The organism is Micromonospora echinofusca (assembly GCF_017614955.1).
Classification (GTDB): domain Bacteria; phylum Actinomycetota; class Actinomycetes; order Mycobacteriales; family Micromonosporaceae; genus Micromonospora; species Micromonospora echinofusca_A.
In genome coordinates this window covers 1-17738 of the sequence record NZ_WVUH01000134.1, presented here as the reverse complement: position 1 = coordinate 17738, position 17738 = coordinate 1, and the positions used below count along the sequence as shown (strand labels likewise).

16 protein-coding genes, 1 tRNA gene and 3 pseudogenes are annotated in these 17738 nt (G+C 72.5%); 12 read left to right on the top strand and 8 right to left on the bottom strand.

Annotation, left to right across the window (positions count from 1 at the left end):
- The first annotated feature begins 12 nt into the window (after positions 1-12).
- From GSF22_RS16715 to GSF22_RS16700, 4 genes and pseudogenes are all read left to right on the top strand, one after another.
- A pseudogene (locus GSF22_RS16715) lies at positions 13-704 on the top strand (FKBP-type peptidyl-prolyl cis-trans isomerase).
- A 150-nt stretch (positions 705-854) separates the two neighbouring features.
- On the top strand, positions 855-1682 hold the full coding sequence (locus GSF22_RS16710) for an SCO6745 family protein (protein ID WP_208814510.1): 828 nt from the start codon (positions 855-857) through the stop codon (positions 1680-1682).
- 50 nt (positions 1683-1732) lie between these two features.
- The gene (locus GSF22_RS16705) at positions 1733-2383 is read left to right on the top strand and encodes an HAD family hydrolase (RefSeq protein WP_208814508.1); all 651 of its coding nucleotides are present in this window, start codon (positions 1733-1735) and stop codon (positions 2381-2383) included.
- A gap of 44 nt (positions 2384-2427) precedes the next feature.
- A complete protein-coding gene (locus GSF22_RS16700) occupies positions 2428-3441 on the top strand; it encodes an NADPH:quinone reductase (RefSeq protein ID WP_208814507.1) in 1014 nt (337 codons plus the stop codon).
- A gap of 120 nt (positions 3442-3561) precedes the next feature.
- Here the strand turns inward: GSF22_RS16700 and GSF22_RS16695 are convergent, their stop codons facing one another.
- Positions 3562-5211, bottom strand: coding sequence for a fatty acid--CoA ligase (locus GSF22_RS16695; protein WP_244367542.1), 1650 nt, complete (start codon positions 5209-5211; stop codon positions 3562-3564).
- Between the two features lie 54 nt (positions 5212-5265).
- Here GSF22_RS16695 and GSF22_RS16690 point away from each other — a divergent pair, with 54 nt between their 5' ends.
- On the top strand, positions 5266-5757 hold the full coding sequence (locus GSF22_RS16690; protein WP_208814506.1) for an NUDIX domain-containing protein: 492 nt from the start codon (positions 5266-5268) through the stop codon (positions 5755-5757).
- Between the two features lie 96 nt (positions 5758-5853).
- On the opposite strand, the gene GSF22_RS16685 is transcribed toward GSF22_RS16690, so the two are convergent.
- A complete protein-coding gene (locus tag GSF22_RS16685) occupies positions 5854-6411 on the bottom strand; it encodes a DJ-1/PfpI family protein (RefSeq protein WP_208814505.1) in 558 nt (185 codons plus the stop codon).
- A 234-nt stretch (positions 6412-6645) separates the two neighbouring features.
- On the opposite strand from GSF22_RS16685, the gene GSF22_RS16680 reads away from it, so the two are divergent.
- The 4 genes and pseudogenes from GSF22_RS16680 to GSF22_RS16665 form a co-directional block, all read left to right on the top strand.
- On the top strand, positions 6646-7026 hold the full coding sequence (locus tag GSF22_RS16680; protein WP_208814504.1) for an SCP2 sterol-binding domain-containing protein: 381 nt from the start codon (positions 6646-6648) through the stop codon (positions 7024-7026).
- Positions 7023-9071, top strand: a complete 2049-nt coding sequence (locus GSF22_RS16675) for an amylo-alpha-1,6-glucosidase (protein ID WP_208814503.1) — start codon at positions 7023-7025, stop codon at positions 9069-9071. Before GSF22_RS16680 ends, GSF22_RS16675 begins: the two co-directional genes overlap by 4 nt.
- A gap of 175 nt (positions 9072-9246) precedes the next feature.
- Complete coding sequence (gene rfaE2, locus GSF22_RS16670; protein ID WP_208814502.1) at positions 9247-11106, top strand: D-glycero-beta-D-manno-heptose 1-phosphate adenylyltransferase; 1860 nt, start codon at positions 9247-9249, stop codon at positions 11104-11106.
- A pseudogene (locus tag GSF22_RS16665) lies at positions 11103-11963 on the top strand (glycosyltransferase); the annotation flags it as partial. The gene rfaE2 and the pseudogene GSF22_RS16665, both read left to right, overlap by 4 nt.
- Positions 11964-11980: 17 nt before the next feature.
- Here GSF22_RS16665 and GSF22_RS16660 read toward each other — a convergent pair.
- The 3 genes from GSF22_RS16660 to GSF22_RS16650 are packed head-to-tail and all read right to left on the bottom strand — an operon-like array spanning position 11981 to position 14145.
- Positions 11981-13120, bottom strand: a complete 1140-nt coding sequence (locus tag GSF22_RS16660; RefSeq protein ID WP_208814500.1) for a glycosyltransferase family 9 protein — start codon at positions 13118-13120, stop codon at positions 11981-11983.
- A complete protein-coding gene (locus GSF22_RS16655; RefSeq protein ID WP_208814499.1) occupies positions 13121-13639 on the bottom strand; it encodes an Hsp20/alpha crystallin family protein in 519 nt (172 codons plus the stop codon).
- Entirely contained in the window at positions 13636-14145 is a 510-nt protein-coding gene (locus tag GSF22_RS16650) for a DUF2231 domain-containing protein (protein WP_208814498.1), read from the bottom strand. The genes GSF22_RS16655 and GSF22_RS16650 overlap by 4 nt, the downstream gene beginning before the upstream one ends.
- A gap of 135 nt (positions 14146-14280) precedes the next feature.
- Here GSF22_RS16650 and GSF22_RS16645 point away from each other — a divergent pair, with 135 nt between their 5' ends.
- Together GSF22_RS16645 and GSF22_RS16640 are read left to right on the top strand one after the other, a co-directional pair.
- Positions 14281-15012, top strand: coding sequence for a pyridoxamine 5'-phosphate oxidase family protein (locus GSF22_RS16645; protein WP_208814497.1), 732 nt, complete (start codon positions 14281-14283; stop codon positions 15010-15012).
- Positions 15013-15241: 229 nt separating this feature from the next.
- Positions 15242-15442 carry a hypothetical protein gene (locus GSF22_RS16640; protein WP_208814512.1) on the top strand — a complete coding sequence of 67 codons (201 nt, stop codon included), beginning with the start codon at positions 15242-15244 and terminating at the stop codon, positions 15440-15442.
- A gap of 38 nt (positions 15443-15480) precedes the next feature.
- Here GSF22_RS16640 and GSF22_RS16635 read toward each other — a convergent pair whose 3' ends face one another.
- The 3 genes from GSF22_RS16635 to GSF22_RS16625 form a co-directional block, all read right to left on the bottom strand.
- Positions 15481-15915 (bottom strand): hypothetical protein, encoded by a 435-nt coding sequence (locus tag GSF22_RS16635; protein WP_208814496.1) that lies wholly within the window; start codon positions 15913-15915, stop codon positions 15481-15483.
- A 26-nt stretch (positions 15916-15941) separates the two neighbouring features.
- Entirely contained in the window at positions 15942-16853 is a 912-nt protein-coding gene (locus GSF22_RS16630) for a hypothetical protein (protein WP_208814495.1), read from the bottom strand.
- Positions 16854-17126: 273 nt separating this feature from the next.
- Positions 17127-17200: transfer RNA gene (locus tag GSF22_RS16625), tRNA-Thr, on the bottom strand.
- A gap of 162 nt (positions 17201-17362) precedes the next feature.
- Between GSF22_RS16625 and GSF22_RS16620 the strand changes: the two are divergent.
- Positions 17363-17738: pseudogene (locus GSF22_RS16620) on the top strand (metallophosphoesterase); the annotation flags it as partial.

Below are 17738 nucleotides of genomic sequence, written 5' to 3'. Positions count from 1 at the left end.
CCCCACCACCTCTTGCAGCAGGGAGTCGACGAGTGAGCGAGCGCGTACCGGGCCAGGCGACGGAGCAGCGTCCGATGTCCAAGGCGGAGAAGCGGGCTGCCATCAAAGCCGCCGCCGAGCGGGCCGCCGCGGCGAGACGCCGCCGCCAGGCGGTGCTCGGTGCGCTCGCCGGGCTGGCCGTCGTGGTCGTCCTGATCGGGGTGTTCGTGGCGGTCGGCCGGGGCGGCGACGACGACAAGGCCGAGCCGGGTACCGCGTCGTCGGCGGGCGCCACCGCCGGAGCCCCGGAGCAGCCGGCCGACAAGGGGTTCCCGCCGCTGCCGGCGGGCGCGGACCCGGCGCTGGGTACCAAGCCCACGGTCGCCAAGGGCACCGGCACGCTGACCAAGCTGACCGCGACCCCGCTGATCAAGGGCACCGGCCCGGCGGCCCAGGCCGGTCAGCAGATCACCGTGAACTACGTGGGCGCGTTCTACGCGACCGGTGAGGAGTTCGACGCCTCCTGGAAGCGGTCCCAGCCGTTCACCTTCCAGCTCGGCGGTGGCCAGGTCATCCCCGGCTGGGACCAGGGTCTGGTCGGTGCGAACGTGGGCAGCCGGGTACAGCTCGACATCCCCGCCGAGCTGGGCTACGGCGAGAAGCCGGCCGGTGGGCGGCCGGGCGGTCCGCTGCGCTTCGTGGTCGACGTCCTCGCGGTCCAGTAGGTCCACCCCCGGCATCCCGGTAGGTTCGCGGTCCGGGACGTCAACCTCGGGGTGCGCTGAACGTCACTGAGGGGTTCTCCGTGGTACCGGGCGGGGGTTAGGTTCGCAGTCGTGGCGACGAGCGACGATCCGGCCCGGCTGGCCCGGCTGATGTGGACGCACTTCGAGCCGGTGCACGCGGTGACCTACTTCCACCCGCGTTCCCGGGCCGCGTACGAGGCGGTGGGGCTGCGTGGCTACTGGCGGGGATACTTCGCCGGCCGCGCGGCCCCGCTGGGGCCGGTCGAGGCGGCGCCGGTGATCGCGGCGTTCTTCAACTTCGCCCCGACCATGGTCTCCCGGGCGCTGCCGTCGGTGTGGAAACTGGCCAGCCCGGAGGAGTCGCTGCGGGCCCGGCTGACCGGGGCGGTCCAGGCGCTCGCCGAGCTGACCTACGCCCAGCCGGAGGATCACGTCGCCGAGGCGGCCGACCTGCTGGAGGAGGCGGCCGGGGCGCTCGACCACGCGGGCCGGGTGCTCGGCGCGGTCAACGCGGCGCTGCCCCGGGCCGAGTGGCCGCTGGCCCGGCTCTGGCAGGCGGCCACCACGCTGCGCGAGCACCGGGGTGACGGGCACGTGGCCGCGCTGGTCGCGGCCGGGCTGGACCCGGTCGAGACGCTCGCCTGGCGGTGCCGCGTCGACCTGTCCCGGGAGTTGTTGCAGACGCGCCGGGGCTGGACCGACGAGGAGTGGGCGGCGGCCACCGGACGGCTGGTCGAGCGGGGCTGGTTGACCGGGGACGGGCAGCCGACCGAACGGGCCCGGGTCGCGTTCCGGGCGGTCGAGGACGCCACCGACGAGGCAGCCGCGCGGCCCTGGCGGGTACTCGGCCCGGACCGGGCCCACCGGCTGCGGGAGCTGCTCGCCCCGATCGCCGTGGCCTGCCGGACGGTTCTGCCGGCCGCCAACCCGATCGGTCTGCCCGCGCCGACCGATTGAGTGCGACCGGCGACAGGGCGCCTGTGCCGCCGGTCGGGCAGGATGGGGCCGTGACGGATGCGGTGGTCTTCGACCTGGACGGCGTGATCGTGGACTCCGAGCCGGTCTGGGAGGAGGTCCGCCGGGCGTACGTCGCCGACCGGGGCGGGCGTTGGCTGCCGGACACCCAGCGCCGGCTGATGGGGATGAGCACCGGGGAGTGGTCGACCTACCTCAGCACCGAACTGGGCGTGGACCGGTCCCCGGAGCAGGTGGCCACCGAGGTGGTCGACGAGATGGCCCGGCGCTACGCGCGGGGCGTACCGGTGATCGACGACTCGGTGGCGGTGGTGCGCCGGCTGGCCGGGCGGTGGCCGCTCGGGCTGGCCAGTTCGTCGCCGACCCGGCTGATCGCGGCGGCGCTGGCGGCGACCGGTCTGACCGACGTGTTCCGGTTCACCCTCTCCACCGAGGAGACCGCCCGGGGCAAGCCGGCCCCGGACGTCTACCTGGCGGTGGCCGGGCGGCTCGGGGTCGACCCGGCCCGCTGCGTCGCGGTGGAGGACTCCTCGAACGGGGTGCGCTCCGCCGCTGCCGCCGGGATGCGGGTGGTGGCCGTACCGCACGGCGGGTACCCGCTGGACCCGGACGCGGAGCGGCTGGCGACGCGGGTGCTGTCGGCGGTGGGTGAGCTGACCGACGCGGTGGTCGAGGCGATCTAACCGATCCGCCGCATTCCGCCGGCCCGGCGCCTACCTTCGGAACCATGAAGGCGGTCGTGTACGAACGGACCGGTGATCCCTCCGTCCTCGCGGTGGTGGACCGTCCGGTGCCGGAGCCGGGGCCCGGTGAGGTGCTGGTCCGGGTCGCGGTCTCCGGGGTGAACCCGACGGACTGGAAGTCCCGGCAGAGCACCGCGCCCCGGGACGGCTGGCAGATCCCCCACCAGGACGGGGCCGGGGTCGTCGAGGCGGTCGGTACCGGCGTGGACGGGTCGCTGGTCGGGGAACGGGTCTGGGTGTGGGAGTCCGCCTGGCGGCGGCCCTGGGGCACGGCCAGCGAGTACACGCTGGTCCCGGTCCGCCAGGTGGTGCTGCTCGGGGCTGCCTCGTTCGACCTGGGGGCGAGTCTGGGCATCCCGTTCCTGACCGCGCACCGCTGCCTGACCGTCGGTGAGACGGTGCCGGACCAGCTCCATCCGGGCGCGCTGGCCGAGCGGACCGTGCTGGTGCAGGGTGGCGCGGGGGCGGTGGGCAACGCCGCGATCCAGTTGGCCCGGTGGGCGGACGCCACCGTGGTCGCCACGGTGAGCAGCCCGGAGAAGGCGCAGCTCGCGGCGGCGGCCGGGGCCTCCCTGGTGGTCAACTACCGGGAGCAGGACGTGGTCACCGAGGTCCGCAAGATCGCGCCGGACGGGGTGGACGTGGTCGTGGAGGTCTCGGCGGCCCGGAACGCGGCGGCCGACGCGCAACTGCTCGCCCCGTCGGGCACGGTCGCGGTGTACGCGGACGACGGCGGCAGCGAGGTGACTATCCCGATCCGGGCGATGATGGTGCCGAACGCCCGCTGGCAGTTCGTGCTGATCTACACCACGCCGTGGTTCGCCAAGGCCCGCGCGATCGACAACCTGGCCGCCGCCGTAGCCCAGGGCGGGGTACGCGTCGGCGCCGACGCGGGACTGCCGTTGCACTACTACCCGCTGGACCGCACGGCCGAGGCGCACCGGGCGGTGCAGGACGGCGTGGTGGGAAAGGTGCTGGTCACCGCGAGTGCACAGTGACCGGACCGGGCAGGTGAGGGGGTGGGCGGCCCCGGTGTGGTGCGACACCGGGGCCGCCCTGGGGAGGGGGATAAAGGAGTATGGCCCTCTCCCCTTCAGGCGATGTTGCGCCTGAAAACGTTACGTCGTCGACAGTTGACGGACGGCAAGAGCCCCTTCGGCGTACCGCGCGCGGACGACCTTCTTGTCAAACTTACCGACACTCGTCCTCGGTACGGCGTCGACGAAGGCCCACCGCTCCGGCAACTGCCACCGGGCGACCGATCCGGCGAGGAAGTCCCGCAGTTCCTCGGCGGTGGCCGTGGCGCCCTCCCGGAGCACGACGGTGGCCAGTGGGCGTTCGTCCCACCGGTCGTCCGGCACCCCGACCACACACGCCTCCAGGACGGCCGGGTGTGCCATGAGGGCATTCTCCAACTCCACGGAGGAGATCCACTCACCGCCCGACTTGATCACGTCCTTGGCCCGGTCGGTCAGCGTGATGAACCCGTCCGGGGAGAGGGTGCCCACGTCACCGGTACGCAGCCAGCCGTCCCGGAACTTCTCCGGGTCCGGGGTGTCGTCGCCGACGTACCGGGCGGTCACCCACGGCCCGCGTACCTCCAGCTCGCCGACGGACCGGCCGTCGGCGGGCATCGGGGTGCCGTCCGGGCCGACGATCCGGGCCGTCACCCCGGCCGGGATCCGGCCCTGGGTGTACCGGTACGCCCACGCCGCCTCACCGGTCGCACCGGCCGGCGGGCGGGCCACCGACCCGAGCGGCGACATCTCGGTCATCCCCCAGGCGTGGATCACGTCGATGCCGTGCCGCTCCGCGAACGCGTGCATCAGCGCGGGCGGGCAGGTCGAGCCGCCGACGATGGCCTCCCGGAGCGAGGAGACGTCGGTGGGGTTGGCGTCCAGGTAGCCGAGCAGGTCGTTCCAGATGGCGGGTACCGCCCCGGCCAGGGTGGGCCGCAGGGCGGCGATCATGGCGGCGACCGGGGCGGCCTGGAGGAAGCGGTCCGGCATGATCAGCGACGCGCCGGAGAGGAAGGACGCGTACGGCAGCCCCCAGGACATCGCGTGGAACATCGGTACGATGGCCAGTTCCCGGTCGGTGGGCCCGAGCCCGAAGCCCTCGGCCGTGCAGATCTGCAACGAGTGCAGGTAGATCGACCGGTGGGAGTAGGCCACGCCCTTCGGGTGGCCGGTCGTCCCGGAGGTGTAGCAGAGCGCGGCGGCGTCCCGCTCGTCCACCTCCGGCCAGTCGTAGCTCTCCGGCCGGTCGCGGAGCAGCTCGTCCCAGTGGTGCACGGCGACCCGGCCGGCCGTGGCGTCGCGCAGTGGCGCCGGGTCACCGTCGCCGACCAGGACGACGTGCTCCACGGTGGTCAGCTTCGGCAGCACCGCGGCGAAGAGCGGCACCAGGGTCGAGTCGACCAGGACCACCCGGTCCTCGGCGTGGTTGGCGATGTAGGCGACCTGGTCCGGGAAGAGTCGGAGGTTGAGGGTGTGCAGCACGGCCCCCATGGCCGGCACCGCGAAGTAGGCCACCAGGTGTTCGTTGTTGTTCCACATGAACGTGGCCACCCGCTGGTCCCCGGTGACGCCGAGTCCGTCGCGCAGCGCGTGGGCCAGGCGGGCGGCTTCCCGCCCCACCTGGGCGTACGTCATCCGGCGCGGCTCACCGCCGGTCCAGGTGACCACTTCGGCCGAACCGTGCACGGTGCTGCCGTGTTCGAGGATCCGGGAAACCTGGAGAGGGGCGTCCATCATCGTGCTACGCATGGGTAAGAAAGTAGTGTCGCGGCTCACATCTTGGAAAGGCCGTAGATTGGCCGGGTGAGTGTTTCCTGGGCTGATTCCTACCTCGGGCAGTTGCGGGCGATCGCCGGGGACCGGGTGCTGCTGTTCGTCGGCGCCCGTACCGTGCTGCGCGACGACGCCGGCCGGGTGCTGCTGATCCAGCGCTCGGACAACGGCCACTGGGCGATGCCGGCGGGTGCGATGGAGCTGGGCGAGTCCATCATGGACTGCGCGGTCCGGGAGGTACGCGAGGAGACCGGCCTGCGGGCGATCGGGGTCACCCCGTTCGCCATGTACACCGGCCCGGAGCGTATCCACACCAACATGTACGGCCACACGTACCAGGTGTTCACCGTGGCCTTCCGGGTCAACGGGTACGACGGCGAGCTGCTGACCAGCACCGACGAGACCACCGACGCCCGGTTCTACCGGCCCGACGAGTTCCCCGCACCGCTCTCCGCCTCGGTGACCGAGACCCTGGCCGACCTGGCCGCCTTCGAGCAGACCGGCGCAATGGTGCTGAAGTAGGCGAGCCCCGGCTCGATGGTGCTGAAGTAGGCGGCCCCCGGCTCGATGGTGCTGAAGTAGGCGGGCCCCGGGTACCGATGCCGGGGCCGACCCGGGTCAGGCTTTGCGGGCGCGGAGCATCTTGACGAACTCGCGCATCCAGGGTGCGTTGTCCGCCCAGGAGCGGCCCGACACCTGCTTGCCGTCGACCACCACCTCGGCGTCGACGAACTCGGCACCGGCGGCCCGGATGTCCGGCGCCAGCGCCGGGTACGCCGCCGAACGGCGCCCGGTCAGCACGCCGGCCGCCGCGAGGATGAGCGGCCCGTGGCAGAGGTGGGCGATGGGCTTGTCCGCCTCGGCGAACTGCCGGACGATACGGAGGCACTCCGGGTTGTTGCGGAGGTACTCCGGAGCCCGTCCGCCGGGTACGACCAGCGCGATGTAGTCGGCCGGGTCGACGTCCGCGAACGCCTTGTCCGCCGGGTACACGTAGCCGGGCTTCTCGGTGTACGTGTCGAAGCCGGGCACGAACTCGTGGATCACGAACTGCAACGGCCGGGCCTCGGGTCCGGCCAGGTGCACCTCGTACCCCTCCTCGATCAGCCGCTGGTAGGGGTAGAGCACCTCCAGGGATTCCGCCGCATCCCCGGTGATCATGAGAATCCTGTCCATCGTGCCCCCCTGGTCTGCCGTCACGTGACAACCGGCGCGACCCCGGAGAGGGCCGGCCGACAGTCGCCAGCCTATGAAGGAAGCACCTGATAATAGGGCGTTTCGTGGGATAATGACGGTGATGTCGATCGTCGGGGCCCCGGGCAGTGCCATCGGGAGGAGAGCGACCGGCGACCGGGCGGCGCCCCTCAGCCCCACCAGCGGTCGCGCCGCGGAACGAACGGGGAACCCTGCATGGCCAGTCCGATCGCCGAGTTCTTCGGCCGGCTCAGCAAGGCGCACCACGACCGGCTGGAACGGATCACCGGGAGCATCCGGTTCGAGGTCGTGTCGGACGGCGCGACCGAGGGATGGCTGCTGGAGATCAGCAGCGGGAACGTCAGCGCCCGTCAGGCGGAGGGGAAGACCGCGCACTGCGTCATCCACTGCCGTCGGGAACTCCTGGAACGGGCGATCCGGGGCGAACAGAACCTCACCGCGGCCTGGTTGAGCGGGCGCATCAACGTCGACGGCCGGCTGGAGCTGTTCCGGCTCTTCGAACGCATGCTTCCCGGGCCGCCGACCGCGCGGGACCCCCGGGACCTCGTGTCGGGCCAGGAAGCCGGCCACCGATGAGCGCGGTACGCATCCTGGACGGCAACACGTTCGTGGTGACCGACCGGTGTGGGGACTTCGAAACCTCCCCGACCTTCCCCACCGGTCTCTTCTCCTGGGACACCCGCTTCCTGTCGAGGTGGATGCTGCGGATCAACGACAGTCCGCTGTACGCGCTCTCCGTCGACGACGCGGAGTACTTCCAGACCCGGTTCTTCCTCACCCCGGCCAACGCCACGCACGGCTTCGACTCGAAGCTGTCGATCATCCGGCAGCAGACGATCAACGACTGCTTCGAGGAGCAGCTGACCATCGTCAGCCACGCCGACGAACCACTCGACCTGCACATCCGGATCGACGCGGCCAGCGACTTCGCCGACATCTCCACCATCGGCCAGCTCGTCGAGCGGAAGGGCACCTACCAGGTACGGATCCAGGAGGGCTGCCTGCACCTGGTGTACCAGCGGGACGACTTCGTCCGGGAGACGGTGATCCACTGTGCGGTCGAGCACCCGGACTGCCCGGTCGGGCCCCGGACCGAACTCGACGAGGCGGGCCTGACCATCACCGGCTGCATTCCCGCACGGGGTACCTGGATCGCCAACCTGAACGCGTCCATGCTGTCCCACAACGGACGGACCGTCCGGGAGAGCCTGCGGGGGCTCCGCAACCCCCGGCCCCGGCTGGCCGAGGACCTGCACCGCTGGATGACCCAGGCGCCGAAGCTGGAGTGCGAACACCCCACCCTGCACGAGACGTACCGGCGCAGCCTCATCGACCTCGCGGCGCTGCGCTACACGCCGATGGTCTCCGGCGGGCTGAGCGTACCGGCGGCCGGACTGCCCTGGTTCATGACGATCTTCGGCCGGGACAGCATCCTCACCAGCATCCAGGCACTGCCGTTCGCGTCCGAACTGGCCGCCGCGACGCTGTACGCCCTCTCCGTACCGCAGGGCTGCCGGCTGGACGACTTCCGCGACGAGGAACCGGGCAAGATCCTGCACGAGTTCCGCTACGGGGAGGCGACCGCCTTCGAGGAACACCCGCAGTCGCCGTACTACGGGGCGGCGGACACCACGCCGCTCTACCTGATCCTGATGGACGAGTACGAACGGTGGACCGGCGACGGGGACCTGGTACGCCGCTTCGAACGGGAGGCCCGCGCGGCGCTGGACTGGATCGGCACGTACGCCAACCTGATGGGCGACAACTACATCTGGTACCAACGGCGCAACACCCGCAACGGGCTGGAGAACCAGTGCTGGAAGGACTCCTGGGACGGCATCTCGTACGCCGACGGCCGGCTGCCCGGGTTCCCCCGGGCGACCTGTGAACTCCAGGGCTACGCGTACGACGCCCGGATCCGGGGCGCCCGGCTGGCCCGCGAGTTCTGGAACGACCCGGCCCTCGCCGACCGGTTGGAACGGGAGGCGGCCGACCTCAAGGAACGCTTCAACCGGGACTTCTGGGTCGAGGAGGGCGAATACTACGCGCTGGCCCTCGACGGGGACGGCGGGAAGGTCGACGCGCTCTCCTCGAACATCGGGCACCTGCTCTGGAGCGGGATCGTGGACACCTCCCGGGCCGAACGGGTCGCCCGGCACCTCGTCGGGCCACGGCTCTTCTCCGGTTGGGGGGTGCGTACCCTCGCCGAAGGTGAGGGGCGGTACAACCCGCTCGGCTACCACATCGGCACCGTCTGGCCCTTCGACAACAGTTTCATCGCCTGGGGCCTGCGCCGGTACGGCTTCGAGGAGGAGGCCGCCCGGATCGCCGAGGGCATCATCGAGGCGGCCGGGTACTTCGGCGGGCGGCTGCCCGAGGCGTTCAGCGGGTACGACCGGAAACTCACCCGGTACCCGGTCGACTACCCGACCGCGTGCAGCCCGCAGGCCTGGTCGGCCGGTACCCCGTTGCTGCTGCTACGGACCCTGCTCGGCCTGGAACCGGTCGGCGAACACCTGATCAGCGACGCCGCGCTCCCCGGCTCGATCAACCGGTTGGCCCTGCTCGACATACCGGGCCGGTGGGGCCGCATCGACGTGCTCGCGGTCAGCCGGCTCTGACGCGGTCGGGCGAGACGCCGTACCCGGCACGCGTACCCCGGCTCCGGCCGACGCCGCCCCGCGCGGACCCGGCGGGGACCGCGCGGGCCGGGGCCGTGGGCACGTGGCCGGCCGTGGGCACGTGGCCGTGGCGGCGCCAGGTTTGACCAGCCCGGACCGGGGGACGCTCACCGACATGGCAGGAGCAGCGGAACAGCGGCGACTCGCCGCCGTGGTGGAGAGCTGGCTCGGGCGTCCGGTGCTGGTGATCGGGGACGCGATGCTCGACGAGTGGCGGTTCGCCGACTCGGACCGCCTCTGCCGGGAGGCTCCGGCACCGGTACTCACCCTCCGGCGCCGGATCGCCGCAGCCGGCGGAGCCGCCAACACGGCGGTCAACCTGGCCGCGCTCGGCGGTCGCGCCGCGCTGGTCGCACCCATCGGCGCCGACGTCGCCGGGGACGAACTGCACGACTGCCTCGACCGGGCCGGGGTGTGGGACCGGACGGTCAGCCAACCCGGACGGCCCACCCCGGTGAAACGACGGTTGCTGGCCGCCGACCAGATCCTGCTCCGGGAGGACTCCGGCGAACCGGACGGCTTCCCCGCCGACGCCACCGCCCGGCTGCTCACCGCCCTGGCCTGCACCACCGAGGAGCTGCGCGCCGCAGCAGGCGGCGCCGCGCCGACCCTGGTGGTCTGCGACTACGGTCTGGGCGCCCTCAACGCGCCGGTCCGGGACTGGCTGGTCCGCAACCGGGACCGCTTCGCCACCGTCGCGCTCGACGCGCACGACCTCGCCGACTGGCGGGGGCTCGCACCCACCGTGGTCACGCCCAGCTTCGCCGAGGCGACCCGGCTGCTGGCCCGCACGGCCGGACCGGACAGCGGCCTGCACCTCGACTCGTCGGAACGGACCGCGCCGGAACCGCCCGACCTGGCCATCGGGGTCGCCCCCGGCCCGGCCATCACCGCCGGCCCGACCGCCGGAAACGGACTCACCGCCGGCCCGACCGGCGGGAACGGAATCACCACCGGCCCGACCGCCGGGAACGCGGTCACCGCCGGCCCGGCCGGGGAGCCGACCACGGCCGAGGAGCGCGGTCTGCCCGCAGCGATCCGTACCGGCGTCACCGTTCCCGTCGGCGACCCGGCGGTCGCCGACCGGGTCGTACTCGCCGAGTCGCAACTGGCCGCGCTGCGCGAGCGGACCGGCGCGGACGTGGTGGCGGTGACCCTGGACACCGAGGGTGCCGTGGTCGGCGGGGCGGACGGTACCCCCAGCCGGAGTCACACCACCCCGGTGCCGGCGAGCCACGCGGTCGGCGCGGGCGACGCCTACCTGGCGGCGATGACCCTCGCCCTGGCCGCCGACGCGCCACTGTCGACCGCCGCGCAGCTCGCCCAGCTCGCCGCGACCATCACCGTCTCCGGCACGGGTACCTGTGTCTGCCAACGGGATTCCCTGCTGGCCGCCCTGTCGGACGAGCCGGAAACCCCACCCGACGGCGTGGTGGTGGATCCCGGCCAGCTTGCCGTACTCGTCGACGAGGCACGCCGGGCCGGACGGTCGGTGGTCTTCACCAACGGCTGCTTCGACGTACTGCACCGGGGGCACGTGCGCTACCTGGAGCAGGCGCGGCAACAGGGCGACCTGCTGGTGGTGGCGGTCAACTCGGACAGCAGCGTACGCCGGCTGAAGGGACCGGACCGGCCGGTGAACCCGGTGGAGGACCGGGTGGCCGTACTCGCCGCACTCGGCTGCGTGGACCACGTGGTGGTCTTCGAGGAGGACTCCCCGGAGTCCCTCATCGAGACGGTCCGCCCCGACGTCTACGTCAAGGGCGGCGACTACCCGTCCGAGCTGGTCCCCGAGGCGCCCCTGGTACGCCGGCTGGGCGGGGAGGTGCGCACCCTCGGGTACGTGCCGGACCGCTCCACGTCGGCGATCATCGAACGGATCCGGGCCCAGGCCGCCGGCGAGGTGTTAGGAAGGGCCCCTTTACCTACCGAAAGCGTTAACAGGGGGCCCTTCCTTACCGGAAAGCAGTCGTGAGTCGGCCGTTGGAGACCAGGTCGGCCGGGGCGTTCCGGGCCGCCGGCCGGGAACTGGACGTGCTGGTACCCACCCGGAACCGGGCCACCGAACTGGCGGTCACCCTGGCCGGGCTGGCCGCGCAGGAGGACGTACCCCGGTTCGGGGTGGTGGTGAGCGACCAGTCGGACGGCCCACCGCCCTGGGCGCATCCGGCGGTGGCCGCCATGGTCCGGGCGCTCCGGCACCGGGGCTGTCCGGTGCTGCTGACCCGGCGGCTGCCCCGGCGCGGGCTGGCCGAGCACCGGGCGTACCTGTTGGCCGCCTCGTCCGCCCGGTACGTCCTCTGCCTCGACGACGACGTCTGGTTGGAGCCGGGTACCGTCGCCCGGCTGTGGACCGCGATCCGGGAGCTGGGCTGCGGATTCGTCGGCAACGCGGTGCACGGACTGTCCTATCTGGAGGATTGTCGACCGGAGACGCACCGGCACTACGCGGAGTGGCCGGGGAAACCGGTGCCGGAGCGGATCCGACCGGGCACCCCGGAATGGGACCGGGCCCGGATCCACTCGGCGGCGAACCTGCTGCACGTCACGGCCGGCCTGGAGTTGGAGCCCGGCGGATGGCGGGCGTACAAGATCTCCTGGATCGGCGGGTGCGTACTGTACGACCGGGCGTGCCTGGTCGCCTCCGGCGGCTTCGACTTCTGGCACCGGCTGCCCGAGCGGCACCAGGGCGAGGACGTCGCCGCCCAACTCGCCGTGCTGGAGCGTTTCGGCGGCGCCGGGATCCTGCCCAGCGGGGCGTACCACCTGGAGTCGCCGACCACGGTCACCGAGCGGGACGTCGAGGCGTGGGAGGTGGTGCTGACCGACGACGCCGGGCCCGGATCGGGTCACCCCCCGGTGAGCAGCTCGGCCGCCGCCGCCAACACCTCGCTCACCGGTACGTCGGTGACGAACGAGTCGCGGTGCGGGCAGTTGCCGTCCCCGGGCCGGTCCGGGTAGACCCCCGGGCTGCAGTCGACCCCGCAGACCGGGCAGTGGATCGTCCACGAGGCGATCGGCCGGTGCCGGGCCCGCAGCGGCGTCGCCGAGTTGATCAGGTTGCCGACCCAGAAGACGCCGACCGTGGGGGTACCGACGGCGGCGGCCAGGTGCAACGGGCCGGTGTCGTTGGAGACGACCAGTCGGCAGCCGGCGTAGCAGCCGATCAGGCCGCTGAGCGAGAGTGCGCCGACCAGCGGTCGGACCGGCAGGTCACCCGCCCGGTCACCCGCCCGCTCGACCGCCGTGGCGACCACCAGGTCCACCACGTCCCGCTCGGCGGGGGTACCGGTGACCAGCACCTCGTACCCCTCCGCGACCAAATGGGCGGCGACCGCACCGAAGCGTTCGGCCGGCCAGCGGCGGCGGGTGTCGGTGGCGCCCGGATGCAGCGCCACCCGGGGCCGGGTGGCCGCCCCCAGCGTCACCCGCGCCTCGGCCCGGTCCGCGTCGGTCACCGCGAGGCTGGGGACGACGGTGGTGGCCCCGGCGCCCACCAGGCCGACGACCTCCAGGTAGCGCAGCACCTCGGGCTGGTAGTAGACGTACCGTAGCCAACGGTCCAGCGGCGGGGCGTCCTCGGCGCGCAGCCCGGCGGTGATCCGGGCACCGAGCCCGGCCACGACCGGGTTGGAGTTGGCGCCGCCACCATGCAGTTGCAGGGCCAGGTCGAAGTTCTCCCGCCGGGCACCGGCCAGGAAGTCGTCCATCGACGCGGGCTCCGGCTCGTCCGGTCCGGCGGAACGGATACCCGGGGCCGGTGGCACCACCAGCACCCGGTCGACCGGACCGGGCCGCCCGGCGAGCAGCCCGGCGTGCCACGGGGCGCCGAGCAGCACGATCTCGGCCTCCGGGTAGCCGGCCCGCAGGGCGTCCAGGGCGGGCAGGATGAAAATGAAGTCGCCGAGCGCATTGGCACGCAGCACCGCGATCCGGCGTACCCCGGCGATCCGCTCGTGGACCGGCCCGATGGCCGAGGGGGTGTCCACTCAGTCCCGCTGCGACCGGTCGGGACCGCCGGTGACGACGTCGGGGTGGTGCAGTTCCCGGTCCGCCGCCGGGTCCGCCCCACCGACGGCGCCCACCACGGCGTGCCCGGCCCGCTGACCGGTACCCAGCGGCGGGCGGCCGTCGGCCCCCCGGGTCGGAACTGAGCCGGGCGTGGCGGTCGGGCCGGGTTGCATCCGGCCGATGGTGATGGTGCGGCGCGCGGGCCGGGCCGCCCGGGGCAGGGTCACCCGCAGCAGCCCGTGGTCCATCACCGCGTCGATCCGGTCCGGGTCCACCGGGGACGGCAGGGCGATCCGGTGCTCGAAGGCCCGGGCCCGCATCCCGCCGGCGATCCCCTGGTCGGCGTTGACCTCGGCCTCCGAGCGTCCCCGGACGCAGAGTTCCCGGTCGTCCAGTTCCAGGGCGACCTCCTCCGGAGCCACGCCGGGCAGTCGGACCAGCACCGTCCAGCCGTGGGAGGTCTCGGTCAGCTCCACCTCCGGTGGCTGCCCGTTCACCGCGCCCGTCCTCCGATCCGCTCCGTTGCGGCCGGGCCGCGCAACGAGCTGGGGGCGTCCAGCCCGGCCTCCCGGTCGACACCCACGCCGAGCCGGTCGACCAGTTCACCGCCGAGCCAGGCGCTCACCCCGAGGGCCGCCACGGCGACCAGTTCGATGGCGAGCAGCGCGCCGCCGGCCTGCCGGGAGTCGGCGTTCATCCGGACCGCCCAGACCGCCGCGAAGAGCAGCACCACCGCGAGGTTGGTCCCCGCGTGGCTGAGCCCGACCCGCTTCGCCCGGGTACCGCTGGGAATGGCGAACAGGTCGAACGAACCGGCGACCGCGGCCAGCAGCCCGCCGACCAGACCGACGGTGATATTCCAGTACGCCACCTCGCCGAGCACGTCGGGGCCACCGGCCACGTCGATGACGTCGAAGAGCACCGCCGTGACGAAGAGCGCCACCGGGAACATCACCAGCATCGGATGTACCGGGTGGCCCAGTACCTTCAGTCGGCTCTCCATGTCGGCCTCCCAGTCACCGCTCTCGGCTCCGGCCGTACCCGGGGCCCCGAGTGGTAAACCCGATCGGCCGCTGTCCGGCAACGGGTGGTCGCCGTACGCTGGGATCCGCGAAGATCATCTGAACGGGGAGCGGAGATGACACACGCGCCGGAAGCAGACACCACCGGCACGGAGCCGACGGACTCCGACGCGACCGGTGCGGAGCCGACGGACTCCGACACGACCGGTGTGGGGTCGGCGACGGCCGACGGGATCACCGAGATCACCTCGCCCGAGCAGCTACGGGACCTGATCGGCAGCCCGGTGCCGCTCGCCACCGGCAAGGAACGCACCGCCCTGCACGAACTCGACCGGCGGTGGCTCGCCGCGTCGCCGTTCTGCCTGGTGGCGACCGCCGGTGCGGACGGCACCTGCGACGTCTCCCCGAAGGGCGACCCGCCCGGTTTCACCCTGGTCCTCGACGACCGCACCATCGCCGTCCCGGAGCGCCCCGGCAACCGGCGGGCCGACGGCTTCCACAACATCCTGACGAACCCGCACGTCGGGTTGATCTACCTGATCCCCGGTCGGGGCGACACGTTGCGGATCAACGGACGGGCCCGGCTGGTCAGCGACGCGCCGTTCTTCGACCGGATGGTGGTCCGGGGCCACCGCCCGCAGCTCGCCCTGCTCGTGTCGATCGAGCAGGTCTTCTACCACTGCTCGAAGGCGTTCCTCCGGTCCGAGCTGTGGGAACCCGGCAGCTGGCAGCCGGACCGGCTCCCGTCCCGGGCCCGGATCACCAAGGCGGTGCAGCGGACCGAGCTGACCCTGGCCGAGCTGGAGCAGCGGTACGGCCCGGAGTACGCCCGGAACCTCTACGGCTGAGCGCCCCCGGGCCGCGTCTTCCCGGCCGCCTCTCCGGGTCTTCTGGGGTGGCGGACGCCGGATTCGTGGTTCCGTCGGGCCGGGCGGCCGGGTCACACTGGACGGGCCGTCCAACGACGAACGGCAGTGTCGGACACGGTGCCCCGGTTCGGACACCGGCAGGCCGCGTCCGCTGACACCGGGAGGCGCCGATGTGCCGGTTCCACGGTTACCCCGCAGGCGGCCGACGATGACCGGGGCGTATTTGTCAGCGGCACAACTGCGCAGCCGGATGGTCCTCGCCGCCCGGTGGATCGTCGCCGAGCACTGGCCGGCGGACGACGGGCGCTGCCCGGTCTGCCGGGTACCCGACTGCCTGGCCATCGCCTCGGCCCACGCGTACCTCGACGCCACCGGCACCCCGCACCTGCCGCGCGGTCGCCGGAGTTGACGGAGTCCGTTCCCGACGCGTCCGTGGCGCCGGCCCGGTCAGTTCCCGGTACGCGCCGGTGGGCGCCCCGACCCGCCCTCTGCCGGCCCGCTCTGCGTCGAACCGCCCGCCGCCGACCGGTTGTTGCGCCGCACACCGCTGGACACCCCGTTGTCCGACACGGCCGGTGCCCAGCCGACGCCGAGCGCCTGGCCGACCGCGAGCAGGATCAGCAGCCACTCGTCCGGGTCGATCCCGCCGAGGATCACCGTGGCGGCCACCTGGAGCGCGGCGAGCAGGCCGGCGACCAGGGTCTTGCTCCAGCCGAACTGGGGCGTGAGCGGCACCAGGTAGACACCGATCGCGTTGGTCGCGGCGATCGCGACCGCCACCCACTCCTCGGGGTCGATCCGGTGGTCGCCGCTGAGCATGGCGTAGACGGCGGTGAGCACGAAGAAGACCGCCGAGGCGATGGCCTTGCCGTACTTCTGCATCTGAAGCTCCTGGGTACGCAGTGCGGTTACCGGTCCTGCCGCAGCCGGGCGGCGAGTTCGTCCACGATCCGGTCGACGAGTTCGGCGGGTAGCGCGGCGGCGATCGTAGCCGGATCGACCGTCGCCTGGACCGGCTGGGCGAGCCTGCGCTCCACCGCGTCGAGCCGGGCCAGCAGATAGTCCAGTTTGGCCACCACGCTGTTGCTGGCCGTCCGTTCCCCCGATCCGTCCGGGTCCACGCTGCGGCCCATGCTGTTCCCACCGTGGAACATGCCGTCGAATAGGCTGTTGATCTGGGATTCCGCCTGCTCGCTCATCTCGTCCTCCCGTACCGCGGCGTCGCCCAGCGCCGTCGCGAGGATCCGTGCCATCAGGTCCCGGTTGTCGCAGTACCGCCGGTCGATGGAGAGGTGCCAGTGCCAGAGGTGGCTGCGGTCGCTACGGGCGGCCCGGTCGCGCAGGTTGTCCCAGCCGTCGACCACCCGGTCGCCGTCCACGTTGCCGTAGAACTCCAGCACCTCGTCGAGCCGACCGGCCTTCATGGCCGCCATCAGCCGGCGGGACTGCGCGATCATCTGCCCCGCCGAGCCGGGGGTGAAGTCGAAGCCGGACACCCAGCGGAGCTGCTCGGCGGTCAGCCCCGGCTGTACCCGGTAGTCCCGGTCGGTGCAGTACCGCGACCGGAGGATCCACTCCTGCGACCGGTGCGCGCCGCACAGGTGGGCGTTGTCCCCCTTGGTCCCGGCAGCGGTACGCGGTCGACCGGTCCGCCGGCACAGCTCGTCGCCGAGCCGGTCCAGGGCCGGCGTGACGATCTCGCGGTCCCACCACCGCTCCGCCCGTAGCTGCGCGTACGTGGGCACCCCGGCCTCCAGGGGGTCGCACCGACCGGGCAGGATCCGCATCGCTGCCCGTACCCCGATAGTGACGCGCGTCATCAAGGATCCGGCCAGGTCAGGGCCGTTGAGTCGGGAACCCGACCCGACCGGGGCCGCTCCGCAGTGGCGATGGCCCCCGCCACCCACCCCTCAATCGCGTTGATCATGAAGTTGTTGTCGCGACACGCGCAGGAGAGTGACAACAACTTCATGATCGACCTGGTGAGGGGCGACGTGATCGACCTGGTGAGGGGCGACGTGATCGACCTGGTGAGGGGCGACGAGACCGGAAAACGGCGAAGCCCAGGTCATCTGACCTGGGCTTCGGTACCGAGCCGCCTGACGGAATCGAACCGTCGACCTACGCATTACGAGTGCGTCGCTCTAGCCGACTGAGCTAAGGCGGCAACGATCGTCAAGTGTACGGCACACCCCGGCCGGGGACCCAACCGGTTGCCGTTCCGTCCCGTGCCGGCCTCCGCCGGCTCTCCGCAGCCGGTGGCGGCGGTCCGGTCCCAGCGTCCGGCAGCGGACAGCGCTTCCGTGTGGTACGCACTAGGCTCCGATCGGTGACCGATGATCAGGAATCCCCGGCCACCCCGGTCGCCGTGTCGTCAGCGCGCCCCCGCAGTCTCGACCCCCGCGAACTCGGCTTCACCCCCCGTCGCCCGGTGCCGTGGCTGGCACCGTTCCTGCTGATCAGCACCGGTATCCGCACCGTACTCGCGATGCTCTTCGGGGCGTACCTGGACAAGCGGGAGCTACAGCACACCTTCGCCACCGACGTGCCGAAGCAGGTCGGCCCGGACGGCGGGCTCTGGCTGGACTACGTCGCGGACCTCGGAGACGGCTTCAACGCCACCTACTCGGTGGCGTACCTGCTGGCCCAACGGGAGATCACCGCCGACGGCCACCGGCTGCCCCGCGCCCAGACCGTGGTAATGG

Bases quoted from the DNA above. Each gene is read 5' to 3' on its own strand.
- GSF22_RS16710 (WP_208814510.1), top strand. From the start codon at position 855: ATGTGGACGCACTTCGAGCCGGTGCACGCGGTGACCTACTTCCACCCG.
- GSF22_RS16700 (WP_208814507.1), top strand. From the start codon at position 2,428: ATGAAGGCGGTCGTGTACGAACGGACCGGTGATCCCTCCGTCCTCGCG.
- GSF22_RS16695 (WP_244367542.1), bottom strand. From the start codon at position 5,211: ATGCGTAGCACGATGATGGACGCCCCTCTCCAGGTTTCCCGGATCCTC.
- GSF22_RS16685 (WP_208814505.1), bottom strand. From the start codon at position 6,411: ATGGACAGGATTCTCATGATCACCGGGGATGCGGCGGAATCCCTGGAG.
- GSF22_RS16680 (WP_208814504.1), top strand. From the start codon at position 6,646: ATGGCCAGTCCGATCGCCGAGTTCTTCGGCCGGCTCAGCAAGGCGCAC.
- GSF22_RS16675 (WP_208814503.1), top strand. From the start codon at position 7,023: ATGAGCGCGGTACGCATCCTGGACGGCAACACGTTCGTGGTGACCGAC.
- rfaE2 (WP_208814502.1), top strand. From the start codon at position 9,247: ATGGCAGGAGCAGCGGAACAGCGGCGACTCGCCGCCGTGGTGGAGAGC.
- GSF22_RS16650 (WP_208814498.1), bottom strand. From the start codon at position 14,145: ATGGAGAGCCGACTGAAGGTACTGGGCCACCCGGTACATCCGATGCTG.
- GSF22_RS16645 (WP_208814497.1), top strand. From the start codon at position 14,281: ATGACACACGCGCCGGAAGCAGACACCACCGGCACGGAGCCGACGGAC.
- GSF22_RS16640 (WP_208814512.1), top strand. From the start codon at position 15,242: ATGACCGGGGCGTATTTGTCAGCGGCACAACTGCGCAGCCGGATGGTC.
- GSF22_RS16635 (WP_208814496.1), bottom strand. From the start codon at position 15,915: ATGCAGAAGTACGGCAAGGCCATCGCCTCGGCGGTCTTCTTCGTGCTC.
- GSF22_RS16630 (WP_208814495.1), bottom strand. From the start codon at position 16,853: ATGACGCGCGTCACTATCGGGGTACGGGCAGCGATGCGGATCCTGCCC.